20 protein-coding genes are annotated in these 25,617 nt (G+C 68.7%); 11 read left to right on the forward strand and 9 right to left on the reverse strand.

What is annotated here, in order from left to right; genetic code table 11:
* Nucleotides 1-62: 62 nt before the first annotated feature.
* Complete coding sequence (locus AC1WTP_RS19540) at nucleotides 63-1,778, reverse strand: golvesin C-terminal-like domain-containing protein (protein WP_481650694.1); 1,716 nt, start codon at nucleotides 1,776-1,778, stop codon at nucleotides 63-65.
* Nucleotides 1,779-2,563: 785 nt separating this feature from the next.
* On the opposite strand from AC1WTP_RS19540, the gene AC1WTP_RS19545 reads away from it, so the two are divergent.
* The 7 genes from AC1WTP_RS19545 to AC1WTP_RS19575 all read left to right on the forward strand — a co-directional run bounded on the left by AC1WTP_RS19545 (nucleotide 2,564) and on the right by AC1WTP_RS19575 (nucleotide 12,192).
* The gene (locus AC1WTP_RS19545; protein ID WP_435125607.1) at nucleotides 2,564-3,043 is read left to right on the forward strand and encodes a hypothetical protein; all 480 of its coding nucleotides are present in this window, start codon (nucleotides 2,564-2,566) and stop codon (nucleotides 3,041-3,043) included.
* 941 nt (nucleotides 3,044-3,984) lie between these two features.
* Nucleotides 3,985-5,646, forward strand: coding sequence for an AAA family ATPase (locus AC1WTP_RS19550; protein ID WP_435125610.1), 1,662 nt, complete (start codon nucleotides 3,985-3,987; stop codon nucleotides 5,644-5,646).
* 31 nt (nucleotides 5,647-5,677) lie between these two features.
* A complete protein-coding gene (locus tag AC1WTP_RS19555; protein WP_481650695.1) occupies nucleotides 5,678-6,133 on the forward strand; it encodes a hypothetical protein in 456 nt (151 codons plus the stop codon).
* Nucleotides 6,134-6,159: 26 nt separating this feature from the next.
* On the forward strand, nucleotides 6,160-6,348 hold the full coding sequence (locus AC1WTP_RS19560; protein ID WP_481650696.1) for a DUF2997 domain-containing protein: 189 nt from the start codon (nucleotides 6,160-6,162) through the stop codon (nucleotides 6,346-6,348).
* Nucleotides 6,349-7,172: 824 nt separating this feature from the next.
* Nucleotides 7,173-7,850, forward strand: coding sequence for a 4Fe-4S single cluster domain-containing protein (locus tag AC1WTP_RS19565; RefSeq protein WP_481650697.1), 678 nt, complete (start codon nucleotides 7,173-7,175; stop codon nucleotides 7,848-7,850).
* Between the two features lie 330 nt (nucleotides 7,851-8,180).
* The gene (locus AC1WTP_RS19570; RefSeq protein WP_481650698.1) at nucleotides 8,181-10,079 is read left to right on the forward strand and encodes an Hsp70 family protein; all 1,899 of its coding nucleotides are present in this window, start codon (nucleotides 8,181-8,183) and stop codon (nucleotides 10,077-10,079) included.
* 1 nt (nucleotide 10,080) lies between these two features.
* Nucleotides 10,081-12,192 (forward strand): AfsR/SARP family transcriptional regulator, encoded by a 2,112-nt coding sequence (locus AC1WTP_RS19575; RefSeq protein ID WP_481650699.1) that lies wholly within the window; start codon nucleotides 10,081-10,083, stop codon nucleotides 12,190-12,192.
* 393 nt (nucleotides 12,193-12,585) lie between these two features.
* On the opposite strand, the gene AC1WTP_RS19580 is transcribed toward AC1WTP_RS19575, so the two are convergent.
* The 3 genes from AC1WTP_RS19580 to AC1WTP_RS19590 all read right to left on the reverse strand — a co-directional run bounded on the left by AC1WTP_RS19580 (nucleotide 12,586) and on the right by AC1WTP_RS19590 (nucleotide 14,765).
* On the reverse strand, nucleotides 12,586-12,897 hold the full coding sequence (locus AC1WTP_RS19580; RefSeq protein ID WP_481650700.1) for a hypothetical protein: 312 nt from the start codon (nucleotides 12,895-12,897) through the stop codon (nucleotides 12,586-12,588).
* A 141-nt stretch (nucleotides 12,898-13,038) separates the two neighbouring features.
* Nucleotides 13,039-13,758, reverse strand: a complete 720-nt coding sequence (locus AC1WTP_RS19585) for a hypothetical protein (RefSeq protein WP_481650701.1) — start codon at nucleotides 13,756-13,758, stop codon at nucleotides 13,039-13,041.
* Nucleotides 13,759-13,940: 182 nt separating this feature from the next.
* On the reverse strand, nucleotides 13,941-14,765 hold the full coding sequence (locus tag AC1WTP_RS19590; protein ID WP_481650702.1) for a hypothetical protein: 825 nt from the start codon (nucleotides 14,763-14,765) through the stop codon (nucleotides 13,941-13,943).
* A 492-nt stretch (nucleotides 14,766-15,257) separates the two neighbouring features.
* Between AC1WTP_RS19590 and AC1WTP_RS19595 the strand changes: the two genes are divergently transcribed.
* The 3 genes from AC1WTP_RS19595 (at nucleotide 15,258) to AC1WTP_RS19605 (ending at nucleotide 20,484) form a co-directional block, all read left to right on the forward strand.
* A complete protein-coding gene (locus AC1WTP_RS19595) occupies nucleotides 15,258-18,272 on the forward strand; it encodes a BTAD domain-containing putative transcriptional regulator (protein ID WP_481650703.1) in 3,015 nt (1,004 codons plus the stop codon).
* Complete coding sequence (locus tag AC1WTP_RS19600) at nucleotides 18,269-19,207, forward strand: DUF2637 domain-containing protein (protein WP_481650704.1); 939 nt, start codon at nucleotides 18,269-18,271, stop codon at nucleotides 19,205-19,207. Before AC1WTP_RS19595 ends, AC1WTP_RS19600 begins: the two co-directional genes overlap by 4 nt.
* A gap of 72 nt (nucleotides 19,208-19,279) precedes the next feature.
* A protein-coding gene (locus tag AC1WTP_RS19605; RefSeq protein WP_481650705.1) for an IS3 family transposase occupies nucleotides 19,280-20,484 on the forward strand; the annotation gives its coding sequence in 2 pieces (ribosomal slippage) (nucleotides 19,280-19,514 and nucleotides 19,514-20,484; 1,206 coding nt in all).
* A gap of 76 nt (nucleotides 20,485-20,560) precedes the next feature.
* Here AC1WTP_RS19605 and AC1WTP_RS19610 read toward each other — a convergent pair.
* On the reverse strand, nucleotides 20,561-21,172 hold the full coding sequence (locus tag AC1WTP_RS19610; protein ID WP_481650767.1) for an SMI1/KNR4 family protein: 612 nt from the start codon (nucleotides 21,170-21,172) through the stop codon (nucleotides 20,561-20,563).
* A 338-nt stretch (nucleotides 21,173-21,510) separates the two neighbouring features.
* Nucleotides 21,511-22,431, reverse strand: a complete 921-nt coding sequence (locus AC1WTP_RS19615; RefSeq protein ID WP_481650706.1) for a hypothetical protein — start codon at nucleotides 22,429-22,431, stop codon at nucleotides 21,511-21,513.
* A 566-nt stretch (nucleotides 22,432-22,997) separates the two neighbouring features.
* Here AC1WTP_RS19615 and AC1WTP_RS19620 point away from each other — a divergent pair.
* Nucleotides 22,998-23,597, forward strand: a complete 600-nt coding sequence (locus tag AC1WTP_RS19620) for a YdeI/OmpD-associated family protein (RefSeq protein ID WP_481650707.1) — start codon at nucleotides 22,998-23,000, stop codon at nucleotides 23,595-23,597.
* A gap of 159 nt (nucleotides 23,598-23,756) precedes the next feature.
* Here the strand turns inward: AC1WTP_RS19620 and AC1WTP_RS19625 are convergent, their stop codons facing one another.
* From AC1WTP_RS19625 to AC1WTP_RS19635, 3 genes are all read right to left on the reverse strand, one after another.
* The gene (locus AC1WTP_RS19625) at nucleotides 23,757-24,134 is read right to left on the reverse strand and encodes a hypothetical protein (protein ID WP_481650708.1); all 378 of its coding nucleotides are present in this window, start codon (nucleotides 24,132-24,134) and stop codon (nucleotides 23,757-23,759) included.
* Nucleotides 24,135-24,332: 198 nt separating this feature from the next.
* A complete protein-coding gene (locus AC1WTP_RS19630) occupies nucleotides 24,333-24,485 on the reverse strand; it encodes a hypothetical protein (protein WP_481650709.1) in 153 nt (50 codons plus the stop codon).
* A 95-nt stretch (nucleotides 24,486-24,580) separates the two neighbouring features.
* Nucleotides 24,581-25,606, reverse strand: a complete 1,026-nt coding sequence (locus AC1WTP_RS19635) for a hypothetical protein (protein WP_481650710.1) — start codon at nucleotides 25,604-25,606, stop codon at nucleotides 24,581-24,583.
* Between the last annotated feature and the right edge of the window lie 11 nt (nucleotides 25,607-25,617).

Genomic DNA, 25,617 nt, shown 5'->3' on the forward strand with positions numbered 1-25,617 from the left:
GCCAAGGGCTCTCCGAGAGCGAGTCATGTCCTTCCCTTCATCGAGGAACGCACGGTTCGGTGTCATCGACCGGCCTGCTGCTCAGCGTCGCAGGTTACGCGCTCGGCGTAGTCGATGACCAGCCGCGCCTGCTCGGTCGAGAGGATTCCGGCCCGCTCGAAGGCCCCCACCTCGTTGATGAACGCACCAAGCTGGTTCTTGCCCGCCTCGACGTTGCCGCGGCTGAACTGCGCGCTCGCGGCATCGAGCTTCGCGTTCAGCGACTGCGCGTTCCCCGCATCGACCGGGAGCTCACCGACGAGCCCCGACAGCACCGCGACACCTTCCGACGGTGTGAGGTGCGCGAGGGTCACCCGGACGGCGTCCGCGGCTAGCGAACCGGTCGAGCCGGGAGATCGCGACACCACCACCTTGGCCCAGCCCGCCTTGCTGAAGTGGTGGACGCCGAACGGGTTCCACTGCTCACCGTCGACGCGCTGATCGCGCACCACTTCCGCGAGAACGGTGCCGTCGGTCTCGTGGATCTGATACACGACGCTTCCGGACCGACCGGACTGCGCCGGCCACCACGCATCGATCGAGTACGATCCCGGCGTCGGAACGTAGAACTGGAACTCCGCGGTAGAACCTTCCGCCAACGTGCTGGAGGACAGCTGGAAGTTGAGGCCGTAAGACTGGCTGTTGTTGCCGTCGGCCCAGCGACCCGTGGTGACGAACCGGGCCTTCGCCGGGTCGTTGAAAGAGTTCAGGTTGTCGACGATGATCTCGTCGCCCGGCATGGGCGGAGTCTGCGCCCTGGGCTCGATCCGGACACCGAACTGCGCGAGGAAATCCGAGTAGACGTCAGCGATCGCGGTCGCGAAGTTGGAGCGGTTGGTCAGCGTGTTCCGCACGCCGGCGTAGTTGGCCTCGATCTGCACCCCGCAGATGTAGCCGCCGTCCGAGCAGGCGTGCCGCGGGGTGTTGTAGCTGGGAGGATTCTCGGCCGTGAAATAGGGTTCGCCTACCTGTGGGGCCGGATCCTGCTGGCTCGGCACTGTCGGATACCCGGCATCGGCGAGGTAGGTGCCGAGCGCCGTCGGGCCGCGTAGGAGCGTCGAGAACGACAGCGGCGACTCCTCGGAGAAGGTCCGGAAGGAGACGCTCTCCTCGAAGGCCGGGGTAGCGTCCAGCTCGGCATCAGAGCGGCGGAGCGTCTCCGCGGTCAACTGGTAGCCAAGCTCCAGGCGCGCGACGGTGTGTCCGTGACCGTGGAGGTCCGTGTACCAGCCTCGACCGAACTCGGCGAGCGCGTCCGCCTTGGCGGCATCGATGAACTCGTGATACTCACGCCACGCTTGCTCGGCCAACGGGTTGCCGCAAGCCGCCTGCCCGATGTCCCGGTTGGCGTCCAGGCGCGAGCGGTCGAGGCGGTTGATGATGACGTGCGGGTACTTGCCAGTCCTGCTGAAGAAGGCCTGTTGGATCTGGCGGGCGAGATCCTCGGTATTCGTGTCGGTCACGGTGACGGTTCCCGGTCCACACGAGGCCGAGGAACGTTGGGGAATAGCTTCCGGCTCCAGCAGCCCCCCGTGCGGGGCAGTGAAGATCACCGGCAGGTTGCCGGCCACGTACTCGATGTAGTCGTTTTCGCCAAAGTACGAGGTGCCGGGAACGAAAGCCTCCGCCTCCGCTCGGTGTCCGGCAGCGGGACCGGCACCTACCAGAACGCAGGCAAGCGCCGCGACCGGCAGCGCCAGGAGCTGTCTCCGACGCAGCCTGCCTTTTATGAGTGCCATCCGGGAACGTCCTTTCTAGATGCAGCGACGTCGTGCTCGCCTTCGCGCCATGGCAGCTGTCGGGCTTCCACGACGCCCACGGACCCGTGACCACAACCTCCGTTTAGGGCGGAACGTGCTCGCCGACTTGGATCGAACGTAGAAGCCGGCGGGATCCGAGGAGCGTATGTAAATTCATTGCTGCTCAGCTGTGACGTGTCAGAAGCTTGAGCATCTCTTGAGGTGTCCCGGAGCGGCTCTGCCACGCCAGGTGCTGCCGGTTCAGCCGGCGAGTGGGCCGGCCGGAGAATCTGGCGGTAATCGAGCTGAAGGCGCTTCAGGGTGCAGGTCAAGAGCCTGGTGGATGATCTGCGTGGACAGGTCGCGGAGGCACCAGAGCTGCGCGCCGAGCTGCACCGCCCGAGGCTAGGTGTTCGGTCTGCGGCGAGCAGCTCGTCGTGGCCAAGCAGGCCTACTCGATGGCCAAGACGCCAGCGAGCATGTGTCGCACGACCATGGCAGCGGCAGCCTCGGACAGGACGACGGTCTGTTGGAGGACGACCACGACGGGCGGGCACGAAGCCAACTGCGGCTACTGCAGGGCAAGCGGCGGTGACAGCCGGGACACGACATGGCGGATTGTCGGCCAACTCGAGTCGTGATAGCCGCCCCGGCTAACTAATGCCGAGCAGGGGCGCTTCGCTGGGTAGGGCGAACAAGGCCTTTCGGATCGGACGCCAGATGTCCGACGAGAACTCGCCACACGGTGGATCCCAGCCCTTGCGGCAGCAACTAGCCTGCCCGGAATGATCCGAGCCATCCGCCTCGCCGCCGCTGTCGCACTGGTCGCCGGGGCTGCCGGCTGCGGCAGCGAGCCCGCCGCAGCCCCGTCGCCCACGGCTGCCGCGTCTCCTGCGACCGCGAGCCCTTCGCCCTCGACCTCGCCACCACCCATCGACGGTGGGACCTACGCCAGCCCCCTTCTGCTGGTCGAGGCCCTCGACAAGGGCGGCATCGACTGCACCGGCTACGAGGCGGTCGCCAACCCGACCGGCGCACTCGCCCGCGGCAGCTGCTACGTCGCGGGCGAGGAATACACCATTGGCATCTACGAGTCCCCCTCACAGGCGCGGGAGCAGCCGAACGCGATGGCCGAGCTGCTCGAGGGTGTGTCGGACGTCGACCTAGTGCTCGGCCGGAACTGGACGGTTGGCTGCCCGGACCAGCCATCCTGCCGGAAGGTGGCGGAGGTGCTCGGGGGAGAGGTATTCCACGAGGCAGCGTGACCTGCCCAGGCGCGACGAAGCTACCCCTCCCGCAGCCCGAACCGGGCAGCGGGAGGGGCACAGTCATGGGTAAAGGGTGACCGGATGGACGGCGGAGGACGTGGCGAGGTCGCATTCCTGGAGAAGTTCGACGCTCCCCAGTAAGCAGGCCCGTCGAGGGATCGTCGAACCCATTCGACGGGCCCGGCCACCGAGGCTCAGCCCCCGGTCTGGCCGGCCGGTTCCTTGATGGTGCGGTTGATAGCCTCGGCCGCTTGTGGTGCAAGGTCTTGTATACGCGGGCAACATCTTGCCAAGGAGTCGCCATCCCTTGCCGCCAGGCCTCTCGAAGGTGCCAGCCCGCGCTTTGCTCGGGTGGGTCATCGCCTAGCTCCGTCCGAGCCAACTGCAAGAAGTCTGGCTGCAGGGTATGGGCGGCCTCTAGGTGCCTAGCCGCTCGATCGGCAAAGCTGCGCAGAGCGGCGAGGGCGGTCACGTCGGGACGGGCATTGAGACCCGCACTGACTAACAGATCAAGATCGCTGAACCGAGGACCCGTCGATGCCGGCACGCAGTCGTAGGTGCGGTAGGCGTAAACCGAAACGTGGTGCGCTGTGAAAGCACCGCGGAAGCGCCTACTGAGCGTAAGCATGCGGGTGGACAGCGCATACCGGCGTAAGGTGTCGAGCGTTTCAACCCGGGAGTATGTGACCTAGCCGCCAACGAGCTCGAGCATCAAGGCCTTCCGCGTCGCCGACTTCTATGTGGAAGCTTATGGTGACAGACGTTGGGTGAGGGGCGACTACACCCGTCTCTGCTGGCGTCGACGGCGCTCATGGCGCTCGTAGCGCCGCTTCAGGGCTTCGCCCTTATGTGGAGTTTGCACCCAGTCTCGTCCATCTGGGTATTTATGGGAACTGCTAAAGTCGGCCGGCCCAAGGTGGTCGGGGGAGGAGACGGCGATGGCGAGAGCTTTCCGTGAAGCACTGTCGCAGCTGCTCAAGGCGCGCTTTCCCATCCTCTACGTCGAGTCGTACGAAGAACATCGGGTCGTTGGAGAAGTGACAGCTGTCGCGCGCGACGCAGCCCTGGTTCGCACTCCCCGAGCCGTCTGGACTTGGTCGGCCACGGAAGGACTGCTGCAGCCGGACGGTAGCCCGCGGAAGGGCACGACGGACCCGGAGGATGCGCTCAACGTCGCGCTTCGAATCGATGAGCCCAGCGTCCTCATATTCAAGGACCTGCACGCGGCGCACGGCGGTGGGGACCGGCCTGGAAGTCCAGGGGTGATCCGGCGGTTGCGGGACGTGGCATCGGCCTTCAAGTCCGGCCCAGTCGCTCGCGCGCTCGTGCTCGTCTCTCCCGTGTTGCGGATACCGGTAGAGCTGGAGAAGGACGTCACGATCGTCGACTTCTCGCTTCCCAGTGAGGCGGAAATCCGGTTGGTGCTCGAGGGGATGATCGCCGCTAACTGTGCCAGTGGCCGGATCCGCATCGGGCTGGATGAGGTCGGCAGGGAGAGGCTGGCAAAGGCCGCGCTTGGACTCACGCTGCAGGAGGCGGAGAACGCCTTCGCCCGCGCGATGGTCAACGACGGCGTGCTTGACCTCGAAGACATCGCGCTGGTGCACGAGGAGAAGCGGCAGACCGTACGCAAGTCGGGGTTGCTGGAGTTCGTTGACGTCAACGTGGAGCTGGCCGACGTGGGCGGACTGGAGAATCTGAAGCGGTGGCTCGCCAAGCGGGATAACTCCTGGTTGGCGGAGGCGGCGCAGTACGGGCTTCCGGCGCCACGTGGGGTGCTCATCACGGGCGTGCCTGGCTGTGGCAAGTCGCTGACCGCGAAAGCCGTCGCCGCGGCCTGGGGGCTGCCGCTGCTCCGGTTGGACATCGGTCGGGTCTTCTCAGGGCTCGTCGGATCAAGCGAGCAGAATCTACGCAACGCCATTCGGACAGCGGAGGCAACTGCGCCGTGCGTCCTCTGGGTCGATGAGATCGAGAAGGGCTTCCCGGGCGGCGGTGCCGGCGGCGGCGACTCCGGCACCTCGTCACGCGTTTTCGGCACCTTCCTCACCTGGCTGCAGGAGAAGACGGAGCCTGTCTTCGTCATCGCGACCGCGAACAACATCGAGACCCTTCCGCCGGAGATGTTGCGCAAGGGGCGCTTCGACGAGATCTTCTTCGTCGACCTCCCGACCAGCGCGGAACGCGCCGCCATCTGGGCCGTCCACATCTCAAAGAGGCTGACGCGCCCGGCCGTAGCCGGAGATCTCACCATTGACGATGCACTCTTGAAAGAGCTCTCTGGACTGAGCGAAGGCTATTCGGGAGCGGAGATCGAGCAGGCAGTAATCGCCGGCCTCTTCGACGCGTTCTCAGAACGACGCCCCTTGCGCAAGGACGACCTCGTTCATGGTGTGATGAACATGGTGCCGCTCAGCGTGACCCAGGCGGAGCGGATCAACGCCATTCGAGCCTGGGCGGAGGTACGGGCGGTTGCGGCCACGGCCGCGGAGGACTGGGACCTTCGTGGGCGGGCCGGCACGACCGATGCGCCCACCGTTGCCAACCGTCCCGGCGATGCGCCACCACGTAACGCCGGTGGAAGGTCGGTCGAGTTCTGACGCCGGCAACGGGAACGAGAGGAGTGGCCCCTTGAGCGTCTCACTGTTGCTGGTGCCGCTGGCCGTGGCCACCGTCGTCGCCGTTCGTGGCGCCACCGCCGACCGCGATGACCGTGGCCGCATCATCTGCCAGGTGCAGACACGGATGCGGGACGAAACGTTGCTCACCGCCGCCCTGCGCGAGACCAACGCGGTCGTCTCCGCCGAGGATCAAGGGATCGTCGCGGCCTGGGACCGCGTGCAGGCGAACTTCCGGCGTGGCGAGGACGGTGTGTGGTCGGCGCACCTGACCGGTGAGGTCGATGAGCAACGAGCCGTCGACATCATTCGTGCTATCGATGCCGGATACGGGCGCCAGGTACAGCGCGCCGTACTCGACCGGCTGCGGGAGCGCGCCCCGGCTGCCGGACTTCGGTTGGAGTCAGAGACCGTCGCCGACGACGCAAGCGTACGAATGGTCTTCGCGGTTGAGCGACGGTCATCATGACGGAGAAGCCACGAATCGTGTTGACCGTGACGAGCGACGGCGTCGTGAGCGCCGAGACGAAGGGTGTGGTTGGGAGCGGCTGCCTCGACTACATCAGCATGTTGGAAGAGCTACTCCAGGCGCGCACCGTGGAGAGTGCTTATACCGCCGACTACACCAGGGTCAACGTAAACGCGCAGAACCTTCAGGAAGATCGCAATGTCGAACGTGCCTAACGGGGCATGGGCCGCCCCACCTCCCACCAATCCGGCCGCGAGCCCGCGATGGCGGATCCTGCACAGTTGGTGGCTCCTGCTTCCGATCTTCGGCATGGGCTGTCTCGGAGGAGCAGGCTTCCTCTACGTCGGGCTTCGCGCCCGACGCCCGAGTTGGTGGATCCCAGGCATCGCCTACACCGCTATCAGCGTTGGCACCATCCCGTTTTTCGACGAGCCCGGCGAGGAGACCACTGCGGGCGGCTGGGCAGCCGGCGCACTTTTCGCCGTCTGGGTGGCGAGCATCTTTCACGCTTGCCTCATCAACTCGGCGTGGCTGCGCTGGCAGGCAACCCACGTGCCCTGGTACGCACAACCGACGGCACCACCGCCTACCTGGACACACAACCCACCGGCGCCGGCCGGGCCGCGGTCCTACATGCCACCGTCCGCGCCGCCTGCGGTGGCCGGGATCATCCCGGACCCCGGCACCTACTACGGTCCAGGCCGGGCGGCGGCACCCATGCCACCGCATCAGCCACCAGCGGCAGCACCGCAACAGCCCTTCCCAGCTCCGCCAGCGGTAGCCCCGGCCCCGGCGTCCATCGACGTCAACGCCGCAACACCCGAGCAGTTCGCCGCACTCCCGAACTTCCACCCCCACCGTGTGCAACGGGTGCTGGTCGAGCGGCAGGCACGCCAGGGTTTCGGCAGCGTAGAAGAGTTCGCCGCAGCGGCGAGTCTGGCCCCGCACGAATTCGCATACATCAGAAACCTGGTGACGTGCGCACCTCCGCAGCGGCGGCCGCCTAGCCAGCCGCCACCACCGCACGGCCGCGTGCTCGATGTCTGATGGCAGTCTCCCCCGCCCCCCGACCGACTCGGGACTGGTGTCAGTAGCAAGGTTCCTGCCGTCAACGCGCGCTGAAGGACCGGGCGACCGCACGGCGATCTGGGTGCAGGGCTGCACTATCCGATGCGCTGGCTGCTTCAACCCACACATGTGGACCTTCCGCGGCGGGGAGCAGGTACCACCGGATGACCTCGCAGCCCGAATCCTCGCCTCGGGCACCGAGGGGTTGACGCTGCTCGGCGGCGAGCCCTTCGACCAAGCCGCGGCACTTGCCAGGGTCGCGAGCGCCGTACGGCAGGTCGGTCGGTCGGTCATGGCCTTCACCGGATACACCAGCTTGCAGCTGCAAAAGGCCGCCGAGGCGGGTCGTGATGACGTTGCCGCGTTGCTCGGCGCCACGGACCTGCTCGTCGCCGGTCCGTTCCTCCGTGACCGGATCGACACCGTTCGGCCCTGGGTCGGATCGACGAACCAGGAGTTCATCCTGCTAAGTGACCGCTTCCCGCATCTGCTCGACGATGTACAACGCGCGCACGACCGCATCGAGGTAAGCGTCGACGCCTCCGGTCAGATTGCGGTCAACGGATGGGCCGAGCTGGAACTGCTGGACGAATTACTCAGCATCGTAGGGCGACCCGGGCCGCGATCTCCCGCTCGCGATCAGCTATAAGGTACGAAGCGGGTTGGTTGACGCAGGGTAGCGGCAGCACTTTGTTGCCGTCTTGTCCGTAGACCGCGCATCGGTCTCAACCGGTGCTTCATCTGGCTGTGATCGGCCTCGATCGGCGCCCCAGACAGTGGCGGCCGGGATCACCAACTACACCTTCGCCCGTGACGGGCACACGCTGTACTACGCCCGGTCCGACGAGGTGTTCCAGCTCAGCCCGGATCAGTCGCCTCAGGTGGATCAAGTGAGTGGGCAGCAGCATGATCCCACCCGCTGCTCTCTGTCGGTGATTGGTAGATGACGTGAACGTGATCCTCATGTTTGACTATGTGTATGCGGGCGGGGGAGGCGCGGCTGTCGATCGATTGCGGCAGCGCCAGCACCGTCGCCATCCTGGCGTGGGCGGATGGCAGCGCCTCCGCCCTGTCGTTCGACGGGGCCCCGTACCTGCCCACCGGCGTGTACCTGGGCGCCGACGGGCAGGTGTGGACGGGGCATCGGGCGTGGCAGACCGCCGGGGAGCAGCCGGCCAGGTTCATTCCGAGCCCCCGCCGCCCCGCCGACGACGAGTTGACGGTTGACGGAACTCGTGTAGAGGCGCTCGAGGTGGCGGCGGCGCCGCTGCGCAGGGCTGTGGCCGAAGCCGAGCGGGTCGCTGGTGGGCCGGTGCGGGATGTGCGGGTGGTGGTGCCGGCGGGCTGGGGACCGAGGCGGCGTACCTGGATGCGGCAGGTCGCGCATCGGGCTGGGGTGCCGCAGCCGCGTCTGGTGGAGGCCCCGGTGGCCGTCGCGGAGCATCTGCTGGCCACCGGCGTGCAACTGCTGGTCGGGTCGTTCATCGCCGTGTGCGACGTTGGCGCGGGCGCGGAGGTGACGGTTCTGCGCCGTGGCCCCGCGGGCTTTGAGGTCCTCGCGACCCTGGCCGACCCTGCCGCCGGCGGCACCGCCGTTGACCGTGCCCTGGCCGTCGCCCTTACCGGCAGCCGGGACGTGCTGGACGACGGAGCGGGCGGCTGGGCGATGGCGCAGAGCGTCCGCGCCGCGAAGGAGGCATTGGGGGCGCATCCGGCGGTGACGGTGCCTCTTGCCGGCCAGGCACCGGTCATCGCGAACAGCGCGATGCTCGACGAGGCCGCCCGGCCGGTGGCGCGGCGGGTGGCGCAACTGACCCAGGAGGCCCTCGCCGCCAGTGAACTCACCGCCGCCGACCTGGCAGGGATCTACTGCGTCGGCGGCAGCGCCCATCTACCGCAGCTGGCCGCGGCGGTCGCCGAGCACACAGGCATCACCCCGACGGTCGTGCCCGAACCCCAACTCGCCGCGGCCCGAGGCGCCGCGAACGCCGGCGCCGCCGACCCCGCCGCGGCGGTCATTGAGGTGCCGGTGCCGCCGGTGCGTCGGGCCGTGGCCATCGCGGTGCCCGGCTTCGCGTCCCTGGCCATGATCGGGCAGTGCCTGCTGACGGCGCAGCAGCACAGCGCGCTGACCGTGCACCGTTGGGTGAGCCTGAACTGGGGCGAGTTCACGATGGCCGCCGTGTTCGCCCTGCTGACATGCCTCGCCGCGGGAACCGTCCTCGGATCCGTGATTGCCGCCCGCGACTCCACCCCGGGTACCCGAACCGAGGGCGGGAAGGTCAGCATCGGCATCCTCGCCGCGGTCTGCCTCGGCGCGGCGATCGCCAGCCTGTATGCGGTGGTCGCCAGCCAGTACTTCGGCCTGCCGGTGGGGCCGTTTCTGCGGTGGGCGTTGTGGCCGATCACCCCGGTCGTGGTGATGGCCGTTGGCGTGGCGGTGGTCGCCGCCCGGCAGTGGCGGGCCCCGCACGGCGGCTGGTCAGCGCTGCTGGCCGCGCCGACCGGATCGGTCATCGCCGCGGCTGGCGGGATGGCGTTGATCCAGTATTCGCTGACCGCCGACCGGTGGCCGGATATGGTGCTGTGGATCGACATCGCCGGTCGGGTCGGTGGGCTGCTCCTCGGCGTCGGGGTGGTCATGGCGCTGGTGGCGCCGCTGATGTTCCGGCTCGTCCTTTCCGCCCCCGTCGCGGTGATCACGGCGGCGATCGTCAGTGAGCAGGCCGCCGGCATCCTCGGCGTCATCTACGCCGCCGCAGTCGCGGTGTGGTGGGCGGCCCGGTTGTGGACGCGCATCCTCCGCCCCACCCCACCCACCGCGGGTCAGCCGGCGGTAGTGCTGCCGGCCGGTGTGCCGCCGGGTGGAGGTGGGTGAGGTGCGGTGGCCGCGACAGCTGATGTCGCTGCTGGTCGTCCTCGCGCTCCTGGCCGGTCCGCCGGTGGTGTTGCTGTCCCTGGTCGGCCCACCGACACCGGGATGGCCGACCGCGGAGCAGGTGCGAGCGTGGGTGCAGCAGCCCCTGACCGCCCAGACTCTCACCGCAGCGCTGACCATTGGAGCGTGGCTGGTGTGGCTCGTGCTCGCCTACACGGTCACCGTCCGGGTCCTGTCCCGCGTCCACGCGACCGCGTCCCGGGTGCGCCACATGCCCCTACCGACGCCCCTGCAAGCAACGGCCAGCGGGATGGCCGGAGCGGCCGTTCTCGGCGTCACCACCCACACGGTGACCACACCGCCGCCGCAGCCACCGTTCCCGGTGGCGGCCGGAACCCTCGACGATCCCGGCCACCCCACGACCACCGATCCCGAAGACCGGGTCCTGAGCGACGACGGGATCATCGTGCCTGGTGGCTGGCTGCCCCGCGAGGTCGCCGAACAGGTCGCCGGCGCCGCGGCCCTCGTCTGGCTGCGCCGCCGCCGCGCCTACCAGCCCCGCCCACCCGACGCCCACGGCCGGGATGGGCAGGACCTGGCCCCGCTGCCCACGACGGTCGCCGCCGTGCAGGCCGCCCTCGCCGACCACCGGGCACCGCCTGCCGACCTCCCCGACCCTGCGGCCGCGCCAGCACCCCCGGGTGGGTTTCCAGGCCTGATCGGCGCGCTCGCGGCCACCGGCATGGGGCTCACCGGGCCGGGCGCCTTGGCCGTAGGACGGGGACTTCTGGTCACCGTGCTGCTGGCCGGGCAACGCCACCCGACGGTGTCACTGGTCATCACCAAGGCGGCTCTGACGAGGCTGCTCGGCCCCACCGCGGCGACGCTCGGACGGCGCCTGCCGCAGCTCACCGTCGCGGACAGCGCCGACGAAGCGGCGCGGCTCGCCGAATCCACAGGCCACGCCCATCGAACGGGCGACGAGGCTGAACGGCGCCGGGCCCCAGCCATCGTCACCGCCCGTTCGACCGTTGTCCTCCTAGCCGAGGACGACTGCGCGGCACACGATCTGACGCGCTGGGCTGATGCCATGGCCGCAGGCGCCAGGACAGTTGTCGTGCTGGGCCGATGGCCGACCGGCCGGACATGGCGGGCCGACCCGACAGGCCACCTGAACGACCCGAACCACCCCGACCGTTCCGGGCCACGGTTGTGCGTGCTCGACCAGATCGCGGCGATCGACCTGCTCACGGTGATCGCCCACCCCGAGCCGACACCACCCAACCCAGCCCCGCCGAGTTCCTCCCTGCACCCTGCGGTGGCACCCCGGCGGAGGCTGCCGCGGCAGCCCAACCGCCATGAACCTCGCCTCCCACCCGCCGCCTCCGGCCGGCGGCTGCAGCTGCGGGTGCTGGGCGAGCCGACACTGGCCGTCGACGGCGTACCCCTAGCGATCCGCCGCAGCGCCGCCGTCCAGATCCTCGTCTTCCTCGCCACCCACCCCGACGGAGCCGACACCCCGCAGTTGACCGACGCGATGTGGCCGGGCCTGCCCCGCCACTCCCTCACCGGCCGGCTCTACACGACCCTCAGCGAACTGCGCGGCACCATCCGGACCGCCTGCGGGCTCAACGTCATCGACCACGCCGAGGACCGCTACCGCCTCAACCCGGCGCACATCGACGTCGACCTGTGGCGGCTGCACGCCGCCGTCCGGCACGCTGCCACCGCTGTCACCAACACCACCACCGCCTGGCAGTCCGTCGTCGACGCCTACCCCGCCGAGCTCGCCGCCGGACGCACCTGGCCCTGGCTCGACCCCATCCGGGAGAGCACGCGCCGGCACGTCATCGACGCCTACGCGGCCCTCGCCGACGCCACGCCCAACCCCCACCACGCGCTCACCCTGCTGCAAGCCAGCATCCGCATCGACCCCTACAACACCGACCTGCACACCCGCGCCCGCGCCGCCCTCACCGCTCTCGGTGACCACCACGCGGCCAACGAGCTCCGTGCCAGCCACTCCCGCCGCCTCACCGAAGCGGGCCTGCATCCCGACAACGACGACGGCACCGCCGCCACAAGCATGAGCGACGCCACCACCTCCCGATAGACCAACCCGCCGCTGGTCTCGGCCTGAGCAAAGAAAGTGGGCCCAGCCGCTTCCGGTTAGGGCACCCCGCAGGCGGACTCCACACTCGGGGAGAGCAGCCACCTGCGACCCGAGCCGTGGCAGACGACCAGCGCACCCGAGTGCCACGACGACCGGTTCGGAAAGACGCGAACGCCGGATGGCAGTGCCCGGTACCGCTCGTCACATCACGACTGCGTGTCCAGGCCTCGGCCTTTCGCCTACTGGCCTCCCGCGTAGCAGCATGCCTGGTCTCGCATGATGCTTGACGGATCGCCCTCACCTGATGCCTTACATGATCACGTTAGGCTCACCACGCCCGCCCTTGCTGCGAGCCGCCTTGGTAACGCATCCGCCCATGCCGATTAGCGGATGTTATGCGCCGAACCCGCCACACAGGTAGGAAAGGCTTGCGGCCAGTCCCAGCACCCAGCCTGCCACGAGGCCTGACGATGATCCACGACCGAGGCGGCCGGACAGCGCGACGCAGGTCCCCAGCAACACCAGCTGCGCAATGCCGTACGTGAATACGGCGAAGAAGAGCAACCCGAACCTGCCACCGGCATCGAGATCTGCATCCGGGCCGCCGCCAGCGGCAATGGCCACGGCAAGCGTGACCCCGAGAGTAAGGCCGTGCCCAGCAAGAGCGACAACCGCCCCGGCGACCATGGGTCGGGTGATCTTCACCGGCCGAGCATGACAGAGACGTCAACCACCCGATGGAAAGCGGGCAACCCGGCGAGCACGTAGCCGGCGGCATGCTCTCATGCCGCCGACCGCGCGCCCGCCAGGTGAGCGGATCTGCCGAGAAGAGTGCGCTGCAGTTGACTACCGGCGTCGATCGACACCCGGCGATCTGAACGCGTCCGCGATGCGGCGGAGGTCGGTCGGCGATAGTTCGCCTCCCGGACTACGGTATGCGTGCGATCCAAGACAGACGAGGACTTCGTCAACCGTGGCCCATTGACACGGTGTCCAGTACCGACGGTTATTGAGCAACTCGGCGCTCACCTGACGTGCGCCAGACCGGGCGCCGATGGAGGTGAGGGCCGCTGCCACCATGTCGACGGCTGAGCTGGTGCGGTCGCTGTCGGCGCAGGCAGGCAACAGTAAGAGCAGTCGCTCCGCCGGCGTATGATCCTCGTCCGACTGCTGCGCAGCGGCGACAAGTTCCGGCCACGCGAGCGCGGGCCCGCGAAAGTGTCCTTCCAAGGCTGCGAGTGGCAACGACTCGCTGCCGGAGCCAGGCGCAAGGACGTAGTCGACGCCGCCTTCACCCTCGAAGTTACGCATGACGACGTGAAGGTGATCGTGACCTGCGAGCGGTAGTGAGAACACCGGCCATCGGCGCGGTTCGAGGAAGGTGTCGATGAGTTCGCTCAGGTCGGCTGGATCGGAACCGAAGGCGTTCGGTGCTGACTCGGATCCGCCCACGGTGTAAAGAAACGCTGGCCAGAACAGCGGGCTCGACATCATCTCGGAACCGTCGACCAGCGGTGACTGCAGAAAGGGGGGCTCGTACCCATCCAAATAGCCGGGAATGATCACATCATCATCCTTGCAGCAGAGACCACCGGTCTCCAAGGAGAGCCGCCCTCATCTGCCGCCGTCCGTGCACGTCAGCCGCCCGTCGTCGCCCCTCACTGCGGGTGGTCGGCGCTTCGCGACGCTCGGGCATCCTGAATTGCAGAGAGGGGTGAACCTTGCGGCTTCGTGGAGGATGACATGGGTCACCCATGGCCGAGTTCCTGCCATCCGGGCCATCGCCAACTGTCGACCTCAGGCCAGGTAGCCACGAGCCCGGCAGAGAGTGCACCGCCGAATGCCACGGCTCCCTCGTGGGATGCGTAGGCAATCCAATCGTGTCGCTCGTCGATCCAGAATCCCTCCGGCCCGGTGTACCTCGGGGCCATGATCTCGACATCCAACAGGTAGTCGGCCCCATACTCGCGCAACTCGACTACACGCGGCCGGCCCAGCTCTCGCAGCACTCGGCGAACCTGATCAACGCCGTCGCCCTCCCACATCGACTCTCCAGTCAGCACCAGCACGTCGTTCGGAACCGAACTACTCAGCAACGGGTGCCACCAACCGTTCTGCACCCCCCATCGCTGTTGCAGCGACGTCCGCCAGGCTGATGACTCCTCGGGCGTTAGCACGCGCCGATACGGGACGGGATCGGTGCGGAAATCCGGCAGCGTAGTCCAATGCCGTACCTTTGCAGCGAACAGCCGGCGCTCATCGGCGATGGCCTGTGCCTCGACGTCGTCGTACGGGGGCTCGGTGAACGGGCAGTGCGCACGCTCGGCAGCCGTAAGCATCATGCTGGCCACTACGTCGACGCTGGGTAGCCGGTCGGGATCGAGTCGCTCAACTTCCATGAGGATGGCGTCCGCAACGTTGTAGCGGGGGAAGATCCCCTTCGCTTCGGTGGTGTAGTGGTACCCATCGGCTTGGCGGCCATCGTTGGGCAGCCCGCCGTACTCCCTCTGCAGTTCCTCATATCGCCTCGTCAAATACCGGCGTGATGCCCAGTGCAACGTTGTTGAATCCACGCAAACATCCTCCGGTCAGTCCGCGGCGCTTCACATGTGCACGGATCTGCCGCGATCCGCGCGTTACGTAGCGTCACGCCGAGCTGGCCGGGTGTCGTCATCCACCCGGCCCGCGCGTCTTGAAGCGGGACACCATCAACCATCGCGCCAAGCGGCGACATCGACCGGACCAACCGCGGCGCCACATTCGACACCGGGATCCTCTGGCCCGACCGAGTGGACGGCAAGAGCCGAACCCGAACTATGCGCCAATGGCGCACAACGTCCCGCTCACTCACCCGCAGCGCGGGTTGTCTCGCTGTACGTGCCCAGCTGCCAGCTACCCCGTCACGCCTGCTGAGCTGTGGCTGTGAGGTCGTGTAAGGCGGTGTGAGGTGCTGTCAGCCGCCGTCTCCTCCCACCATGGCGTTGACGGTCATAGCGTCACGGCATTGCCCCGCCCTATGCGTCAGCAGCACCGCCATCCGGGGCCGTGAGATGAAGGGAGGCCAGGTGACATCCCGACCAGCACGTATCGCGGCGATGACCACCGCCGTCCTGTCCACCGCCGCTGTACCGGTTGCCTTCGCCGCGACCGGCGCGTGGGCACCGCAGGTCCCCTCACCGGCCGCCGCCCGGCGGTGGATCGCTGAGCCGATGAGCACCGGTTTCGTCATCGTTCTCGCGCAAGCGGGAGCGGTGATGCTGTGGCTGCTGCTGTTCACCGCCGTGCTCACCCACGTCTACACCGCAGTGGCCCGCCGGCTGCGCTGGACGGCCACCCTGCGCCTTCCCGGCCCGTTCCAGGGCCTCGCCGCCGCGCTGCTCGGCGCGACGGCCGCCACCACCGCCACGGCCGCCACCGCGCACGCCAGCCCAGCCACCACCAGCGGCCTGCCCGCCGCCGAACCAGCCACCGCCACGCCCACCGGGCACCAGGCCGAGCCGGATCCGCGACCAAGCGGGCAAACATCCACCTACACCGTGCGGCGAGGTGACAGCCTCTGCCGGATCGCCGAACGCACCCTCGGCGACGCCGACCGCTGGCCGGAGATCTTCGCCCTCAACAGGGGCACCCGTTTCCCCCACGTCGGTGGCACCCTGCGCGACCCGAACCTGATCTACCCCGGCTGGACCCTGCACCTGCCCGCCGACGCCACCCCACCACCGCGGCCACACCCGCCCGCAGACACGGCACCACCGCCGACCAGCAGACCCGACGAACGTGCGGCGCCGGACGCCTCCGAGACGTCACCCCCATCTCCGGCGCCGGTGAACCCCCAGCAGTCAACCGCCCCCGGGCCCGCCGCCACCGCGGCCCCCGACAGCGGCGCTGTCTCGACCGGCACCGCACCAGGTGAGACCGTCAGCCCCGGGGCAGACGACACCAGCCGGGCGGCCGGACATGCCTGGCGCGGGGTGTTGCTGCCCAGCGGCAGCTGGGTCGACCTCGGCCTGGCCTGCGCGCTCGCCGTCGCCGTCGCGCTGGTCTGGGCCCACCGTCAACGCCGCTACGTCCCCCGTACCTCGTCGGCCCGGCCCCGCCGTGACGGCCCGGCCCTGACCCCCATGCCGCGAGTGGTGGCTCAGATCCGCCGCGGACTACGCCGTGTCACCGCCGCCCCCGGCGCGGACCGGCGCAGCGTCCGCACTGGTGGTGGAACCCATGATCAGAAACCGGACCACCACAACCAGACGTCGGTCGACGTCGGCGACACGGAAGCCGGCGGCCCGTTTACGGTGGTGCCGGCGCTGAACAACCCGCTGGTGTCGCGGTGGCCCTCGGCAGGGTTGGGCCTGACCGGCCCTGGCGCGGAAGCCGCCGCGCGCGGATTCGTGATCGCCGCACTCGCCGCAGGCGGCGCGGATCACCCGGATGCGCGCGCCGAGGTCGTCATACCGGCGGCGGCCGCGGCGGCGCTGTTGGACGTCACCGCGGTCGACCTGCCGCTCACTCCACGGTTGACCGTCACCGCCAGCCTGGACGAGGCGCTCACGATCTGCGAAGCGCAGGTGATGCACCGCGCCCGGCTGCTGCACCAGCACGACGCCGACACCGTCACGCAGCTGCGCGCCGTCGACCCCTACGAGGAGCCCCTCCCACCGGTCATGCTGCTGGCCGACGCCACCGGCCGCCGGGAACGCGCCCGCCTCGCCGCACTGCTCACCCAGGGCCACCGCCTGGACATCCACGGCGTGCTGCTCGGCGAGTGGCCCGACGGCGGCACCGTCGATGTCGCCGCCGATGGCAGCACCACCCCCGCCGACAGCGACACCGAGCATGGCTCCCACCTGGGCGACATCGGCCGGCTCACCGTGCTCAACCCCGCCGAAACCATCGACCTCCTTGTGACCCTGGCCGAATCCCACACCGGCCAGCCGCCCGCACCCGCCCACACCGCACCTGACCCCCGGCCCACGCCAGCCCACACGACGACTACCGCAACCACAGGCACAGAACAACAGCCGGCAACGCCGCCGGCGGCCGGTGAGGCCAGCGGGCACGACGCCGACGCACGCGACCCGGACAAGGCGACCGAAGCACCCGGGCGGGAAGCGGGCACGACCAGCGCTGACACTCCCACCGCCGCCAACGAACCGGACGCGACCGCTACCCCCGTCCCGGTCGGCGGAGACGACACCGCCCCGGCAGCCGGCGGCACCTCCCGCAGCAGCGCCACCGTCCTGCCCGTGGCGGACGCAGAGCCGGTCGGCCTCGCCGGCGACCAGGCGCCGCTGCCGGCGCGCCGCGACCGGGTCGAGGTGACGGTGCTCGGCGCGCCCGCCATCGTCGACGCCGACCTGCAACGCAAGCCACGCGCCAAGTCCCTGGAACTGCTGGTGTATCTGGCCGTGTGCGACGGCGACGCCTCCACAGATGCGATCCTCGACGACCTGCTGCCCGACGCCCCGACCAGCAGAGCCACCCACCGGCTGCACACCTACGTGTCGGACCTGCGCGCGGTGCTGCGCCACACCGCCGGCCCCGGCACCTACCTCACCCGCCTCCACCACCGCTACCAGCTCAACCCCGACCGCTTCGACATCGACCTGTGGCGCATGCGCGCAGCGATCCGCGCCGCCGACACCGCCGCGTCACGTACCGAACGCATCACGGCGCTACGCCGCGCCGTCGACACCTACCGGCCCCTCGCACAGGGCTGCGACTACGAATGGCTCGAACCCCACCGGCACGCCGTGCAGCAGGAGGCCCTCAACGCCGTCGCCGCCCTCGTCGAGGAACTCGCCGACCACCCCGACCAGCAGGCCGCCGTCTGTGAGAACGCCCTGCAGCACCACCCGTACGCCGAAACCCTCTACCAGGCCGCAATGCGCGCCCACGCCCGACTCGGGCACGTCGACACCATCCGCGCGCTACGCCGCACCCTGACCCGCCGCCTCGCCGAGATCGACGCCGAACCCGACGACGACACCCTCACCTTGGCCGACCGCCTCATCACCGACCTGCGCCAACCCCGACCCGGGCGCCACAGCCAACGACCCTCCGACGACGGACCGTCCGCATGAGCCCGGCACCCCAAATCCCGGCCACACCCTCCGTCGTCGTCGCTGGCAAACAACTGCGGCGGCTACGGTGGGCGGTGCGCGCCACCCTCACCCTCGGCGTCGCCGCCTCGGTCGCCGCGAACGTCCTGCACGCCCGCCCGAACCCGATCAGCCAGATCATCGCCGCGTGGCCGCCGCTCGCGCTGCTCCTCACCGTCGAGCTGATCTCCCGCGTCCCCCACCACCGCTGGCTCCTTGGCGCGATCCGCATCACCGCGGCCGCCACCATCGCCGTCATCGCCGGCTGGGTGTCCTACTGGCACCTCGTCGGCGTCGCCGCCCGCTACGGCGAAACCAGCTATGGGGCCGCCTACCTCCTCCCGATCTCCGTCGACGGACTCGTCATCGTCGCCAGCGTCAGCCTCGTCGAGATCACCGCTCGGATCCGTGCCGCCACACCCACGGCAGCCGCGGCGGCAGACGATCGCTGTGCAGCCGCCGCTCCCACCGCCCACCCAGCCGGTCAACACCTCGATCACCGAGCGGCCGTCGCCTTAGACGGCTCGGGCTCGGGCACCCAGGCGCCCGAGCCGGTCAGGAAACCCCCACCTGGCGGCCGCGGAGGCCGCGCCGACACCGACGACACGGCTCCGCAGTACCCGCCCCGGCAACCAACCGACGACTTTCGGCCGTCATCGGCGAGCAGGGCCGGCGATAGCCAGGGCGATCGGCCCAACATCGCGTTGACGGACGACGTGCCGCCCGGCACCGCCGCCGCCGTGTCCTACTGGCGCCGCCTCGACCCCACCATGCACCCGGCGGACGTCGCCGCGAGGATCGGCAGGTCCGAACGCACCGTTCGCCGCTACTGGTCAACTACGGCCGCAAACGGCGCGGCGCATGTCAACGGGCACCCGCCGGCAGCCTCCGTCGCTGACACCACAAACCAAGATTGAGGTCTGGGCTCTTCCCCCTGCGATGTGGACATCCTGAGACTGGATGTCGGTCCAGTGGAAGGGGTGTCCCCGTTGGGGCGTCCATCGAAGTACACGGAAGAGTTCCGGCGTGACGCGGTCGACCTGGTCCGCTCGTCGCAGCGGCCGATCAACCAGGTGGCGCGTGAGCTTGGGATGAGTCACGAGACGCTGCGCAACTGGGTCCGGGCCGCCGAACGCCAGAGCGGGGCCGCGGCGACCGCGTCGGGTGGGGACGGATTGTCGGTGGCGGACAAGGATGCCGAGGTTGCCCGGCTGCGGCGTGAGGTCGCGGAGCTGCGGCAGGAGAAGGAGATCCTGCGCAAGGCAGCCGCCTATTTCGCCAAGGAGACGGATCGGTGACCAGCCGCTTCCGTTTCATCTCCACCCACCGCGCCACCTTCGGCGTCAAGCGGCTGTGCCGGGTCCTGGCGGTCTCCCGCTCCGGGTTCTACCGCTGGGCCGCCAGCGAGCCTGCCCGGCAGGCCGCCGCCGCCGCCGAGGACGCCCTCGCCGAGCAAATCAAGGCCATCCACGCCGGCTCCGGTGGCACCTACGGATCCCCCCGGGTGACCGTTGAACTGCATGACGGAGACGTGCGGGTCAACCGCAAGCGGGTCGAGCGGATCATGCGCCAACGCGACGTGGTGGGCCGGCACCTGCGCCGCCGCAAACGCACCACCATGGTGGATCCGGCCGTCCCATCGGCGCCGGACCTGATCGGCCGGGACTTCACCGCCAACGCTACGGATCAGCGGTGGTGCGGCGACATCACCTACCTGCGCGTCGGGACCGGCTGGTTGTATCTGGCCACGGTCATCGACATCGCCACCCGCCGCCTGATCGGCTGGTCGATCACCACCCACATGCGCACCAGCCTGGTCATCGACGCCCTCGACGCCGCGGTCGCCGCCTGCGGCAGCCGGGTCAACGGCGTGATCTTCCACTCGGACAGGGGCGCTCAATACGGCAGCGGTGACTTCGCCGACGCCTGCCAACGGCACGGCATCCGCCGCTCGATGGGGCGGATCGGCTCGTCGTATGACAACGCCCTGGCCGAGGCGTTCTTCGCCACGCTGAAGCGAGAGTTGGACGTCGACCGCCGACGCTGGGCATCCGAGGCTCACGCCCGCCGCGACGTGTTCCGGTGGATCGCCTTCTACAACCACCGACGCCGCTACTCCGCACTCGGCTACCTCAGCCTCGCCGACTACGAACAAACCCTGCAACCGACTACGCTGCACCAGATCCCGGCATAACCCGGTGTTCACATCTCGGGGGAACCTCAATAGTCCTCAACGTGGCGGCCGTGGCGGCACCCGGCGGTGGTGGGCATCACGGCCAGTTGATCCGACCTAAGTCATCGAGTTCCGCCTCGTTTTCCTCCAGTCGGTCGGCAATGTCGTCAAGCATGTCCGCCACGTCTGCCCAGGCTGGCTGGGCCAATGCGCCAGTGTCCCGATAGAACTCCATCACGCAGCCGTTCTTTGGGCCGCCGCGCAGGTCCACGAATAGATTCCCGCCGCCGTGGTTGGTGGCGACGGGCAACCAAGCAGGCAGCCAGGTCTCGCAAACCGTTCCGGCTGGACGGTTGTTCTCCGAATTCAGGAAGTCGTCCCACTGGTCGAGCGGTGCGACCGTCCGAGCGACATCCATCCACAAGCGGCGACTCTTCAACGCTTCAGCGATCGGGTAAGGCACGAATCCTGGCGGGATAAGCCACCCGGGGCCGGTCTGAAGGCCAAGATGCGCCCCGTCGGCGTACAACCACCAGGCTCGCAGGTCCGGCGGCAGCGGATGGCCGACTGCCTCCTGCGCCGCCGCGAGGTCGGCCTCAGACGCCGGCGGTCGTAGTGCCGCGCGTGCCCGGGGCGCGTGCTGGTGAAGCCACGTGTCAATGCGACCTATCGCGGCCGCCGCGACCGCCGCACGATCCGCACCCGCCATATTCACCCTTCCGATCGCCGAACCAGGCCGCCTGCCAGGGCTGTCGTCACCTGCCGGAACTGACCGCCGAGCATCTGTACGTGTCTACCATCCATACCGTGGATGACGGTATGGATCTACCCGAATCGAGGGCTCGGGGTGAACGGCAGGCAACGACCTCGGCGTCACCATCGAAATCGTGCCCGCCCGACCGGTGAAGGCTTCCAGGTCCTGCCTGATCGCAAGGTCGCCGATTCGGCACTCACGCTATGGCGAACCTAGCCAGCATCCACGTGGGCCTCATCTCGTCAATGGCCTGTTCCGACCATCCTCGCCCAGCCACACAAATCAGCTGCTGCCTATGTGTTGGTAAAGGTGAATCGGTCACCCTCGAGGATCACCAGACGCCCGCTGACCTCGAACGGCTCTTCGGCGACTAGACGGGTTGACCCACCCGACGTGCGAGTGGTCACCTCGACGCGGCCCCCGGTCTGGCTCCGCACGCTGATAGTGCCGTCATTCTCGACCGACATTAAAAGCAAGGGATACTTGACGACTTTGCGGGAAAACGTCGGGGGATACTGTACACCGGAAGCGCGGCCGAATGGACAGCGGTGCGTTGTAAAGCCAGTTTCGTCAGCACAGGTGTCAAGATACTCGCGGACTTGCCGTTCCAGTTCGGCTTGATGGCCGCCACGTAGCCGCAACTGCAGACTGTTCGTGGTCACTGCACCAGCTTGCACGGTGACCGGGCTGGCCTCAAATAGCGGCTGTTCAGCTAGGCGCACTACGTACGCGCCAAGAAACGCAGGCACAGTAGGGCTGTCGCGCTTCGGTACCAGCGTGCCGGCAACCATCAGCGGGGATACCCTTCTGGTGTTGGCCGGCAGGTCGGCCCACCCGATGGAAATCCGCCACCCGAAAGCCTTTTCAACCAAAAACAGATCGCGCTCGTAGCGCTGCTGACCGACCATATAGCTCGCCCTCACAAGGATCGGTGAATCCGCTGTCAAGCGGGTCTCCGGCATGCGTTCGACATAGAGGTTGCCGGGCGGGGTGTAGTCGGGGTGCCTGAGCGTTTCGTCGGTCAGCAGGGTTAGCTCCCGGGGCCTGTCATCAACCAGCCTCAAGGCCGCGCCAGCGTCGCGGTCGGCGAGAGCAGCGAAGTACTTCTCTACGGCGTCCTCGGGCGTCCTCCCCGGATAGGCCTGTCGCGCCCACAGCCAACCCCCGGAGCACAGCGCGATGACGAGGACGCCGACCAGCCAACGGCGCGCCATAGGCCGTGCCCGCGGGAAGGGAGGCTGGGCTGTCGGGGCGTAGTGCACAGCAGTGCCTTTCAGCTGAAAAAAGGGAACAGCGTCGCAGTATTCACCAACATCGGTGTTGACGCCACCCCGGTACGACAAACCCGTTCGTAGCAGAACGTCGCCAGTGCCAGTTATCGCTGGCCACGATTTGGGTGTACCTCGGATGTGGGGCCGGGGTTTGGGTTAGGCCTCCGGGTGGGCCAAGCAGAACGTGAAAGAGGCCCGCCAAAACCAGATGCACTCTCATGCCGCTGACAGGCGCTGCGTTCGTGAACGTGCTTTGCAATCGACCGATGCGGGTGCAGGAGTCAGCGCTGGCGCCAGCCAAGCTGCTGGGCCGGCAGTTCAGGATCCCGACGCCGGCCGCTCGGTGCAAGGCCGGTTCGGGGGAGCAGGTTGGGAGCAACTGGGTGCATTGAACGGCTTGAACTGCGTCCAACGGCTTCCGCCGAGCGACCGGTGCGCTCGGCAGCCCGGCGAGTCGTGCTGGCCCACAGGCGGAGGCTGCGGCAACGGTGCAGCGATAGCCTGCCTTCATGGGGAGCGCCGAACTGGAGGAGTTGATCGTCGCAGACGCCGACGCGCTGCGCGGCTGGTTGTCGGCCAACCACGCCACGTCGCCCGGTGTCTGGCTCGCCCTGACCCGGAAGGGTGGAACAGTCACGACGCTGACGTGGCAGCAGGCGGTTGACGAGGCCCTGTGTTTCGGCTGGATCGACGGGCAGGCCCGTAAACGGGATCAGGAAAGCTCTTGGATCCGGTTCACCCCGCGCAGGCCCCGTAGTTCCTGGTCACAACGCAACGTCGCCCACGTGGCCCGGCTGGAGGCGCAGGGGCGGATGCTGCCCCCAGGCCGCGCCGCGGTAGAAGCCGCGAAGGCGGACGGGCGGTGGGCGGCCGCTTACGCCCCGCCGTCAGAAGCTGAGGTGCCGGCTGACCTACTCGCCGCTATCGCTGCCGATCCCGCCGCTCAGGCCATGTTCGACGTACTCACCAAAACCAACCGCTTCGCTCTCATCCACCGCGTCAATGCCGTTAAACGGGCGCAGACCCGCGAGCGGAAGATCGGCGAGTTCGTTGCCATGCTGGCCCGTCACGAGACGATTTACCCGCAGAAAGCCAAGCCAAGCTTCTGACCGCTCCCTCACCCGGCCGCTGTGACGCGCGCAACGCTCACGCCGCTGCCGCGCGCCCGTTCGGCCGCACGTTTGGTCGGTCCGAGGTTCCGCTGGCGCACGAGGGGCTGCAAGCGCGCCGTACAACTAGGAAGGCCTTGCTGCTCTCATTCATGTCGGTCACGGGCGTAGCTTGTCGGCCGGTTCGGGGGGTTGGGTTGGCTGCGGCGGGTCGACCTCGATGAAGCCGAAGAGCCGTTCGATGAGCTGCAGTGACTGTGTTCGGTAGCGGTCGGCGAAGCCGCGGCAGATCGCCGGCTTGACGTCGGGGTGTTTGTAGTGGGGGAGCGTGTCGTGGCAGATGATGAAGGATTCCCGGCGGCGGGTTTCGGTGACGAGCTCACGGAGCCGGCCGGGCGTGAGGTGCATGCGATTGCCCGGGGCGAAGATGCAGGTGTCGCACTGCCGCGATAGCAGCCGGGACTTGCCGAGGGACGGGTCGCCGACGCTGAGCGTCGCGCCGGGAGCGGGGTCGACAGGTTCGGGCACAGGATCCACGTGTTTGCCTCCGTCGAACGGTAAGAGGTGCACCGCCCGTTCGGCGGTGCCCGTTGCTGATGTCGGGTCTTGTGGTCGCGATGGTGAACGCAGGTCCCGACGGTGGTTGGGGCTGGTTCGGGGGTCGGTGGGGTGGGGCCGCGTGGCGCGCGGCCGGGTTGGCCAACCGTGCCGACGGCATGGCTCGTTGGCGGCCGGTCAGTCCCAGGCGGTGGGAGTGTGGACGGGGAGCAGGAGCCGGTCGGCCGATGGCCACCGGTCGGCGGTGGGTCGCCAGGCGTCGGCGGCGTCGACGCTGGGGAAGGGGCCGATGACCGCGAGGTGGGCGCGGTCGCGGTCCAGCAGGGTCATCGCGATATGTTCCGCGTCGAGGGTGCTAATGCGAGCGGCTTCCGCGATGTCACGGGGCAGGGGGTGCGAGGCTGGTTCGTGGTGCGTTGACGGGTTCAGCGGGCGAGGACGGAGACGGTTTCTCCGAGTAGCAGCGGCGCGCCGTCGGGGCCTTTGATGTGGGAGTGGATCCAGATGCGGTATGGCTGGCCGTCGGCGTTGACGAGGCGCCGCCAGTGTCCGCGGACGATGAACCGCACCCGGTAGTGCCATTTCGCCTCTCCGGTGGGTGCGGCGACGGGTTTGGTGCGGCGCAGCATGACGACGCGGGTGTGGTGGCGCAGGCTGGCGCGTAGGGCGCGGCGGCGGGCGGGCCGGTCCAGGGGTGGGTGGGCGACGGTGGCGAGGGGTTGTTCTTGGATGCGCCAGAACGCGTAGAGCACTGCCGCGACGGCCCGCATGCGCAGTGCTGCTTCGTCGAGGCAGTATCGGCCGTCGGGCGCGGTTTCCCAGTCGCGGTCGATTTCCTCGGGTGGTTCGCCGGGGGCGGTGATGGGGGTGCCGATGGGGATTTCGGCGAAGGAGTGCAGCACGTATGGGCCGAAGTGGGCGGCGAGTTCGGGTGCTTCGGCCAGTTGGTGGCGGCGGCGGGCGGCGGCGGGGTCGAGGGGGTCGTCGCGGTCGGCCCAGCCGGTGATCCACCAGCCGGTGCGGCCGCTGGCCTGGTTGTGGAACTTGGCCCAGGCGATCGCGCCGATGGAGGTGATGTGGCCGTGGATGCCGCGTTCGTAGATGGGTTCGGGTAGGAACAGCACGCCGGCGTCGCTGGGGGCGACGTCGTTGCCGACGATGTCGCCGGTGAGGTCGAGGGCTTGGGCGGCGGCGGCGATGATGGCGGTCATGGCGGGGGCGAGGACGTAGGGTTCGCCGTCCTGCCACGGTTGGTGGGCTGCGCGGCTGAACGCGTCCAGGATCCGAGATTGTGCGGCCGGGTCGTCGGGGTTGCGGTCGAGGTGGGGTTCGAGGAACGCCTTCAGGTACTGCTGGGCGAACCGGCCCCGGGAGTACTCGGTCATGCGTAGGCGCAGGTCGACTGCCGCGCGGGCGTACCCGGCGAGGGTCTTCTCGGCGCGGAAACTCACGGCTCCTCCTT

The sequence above is a fragment of the Micromonospora sp. R311 genome, from assembly GCF_056780015.1.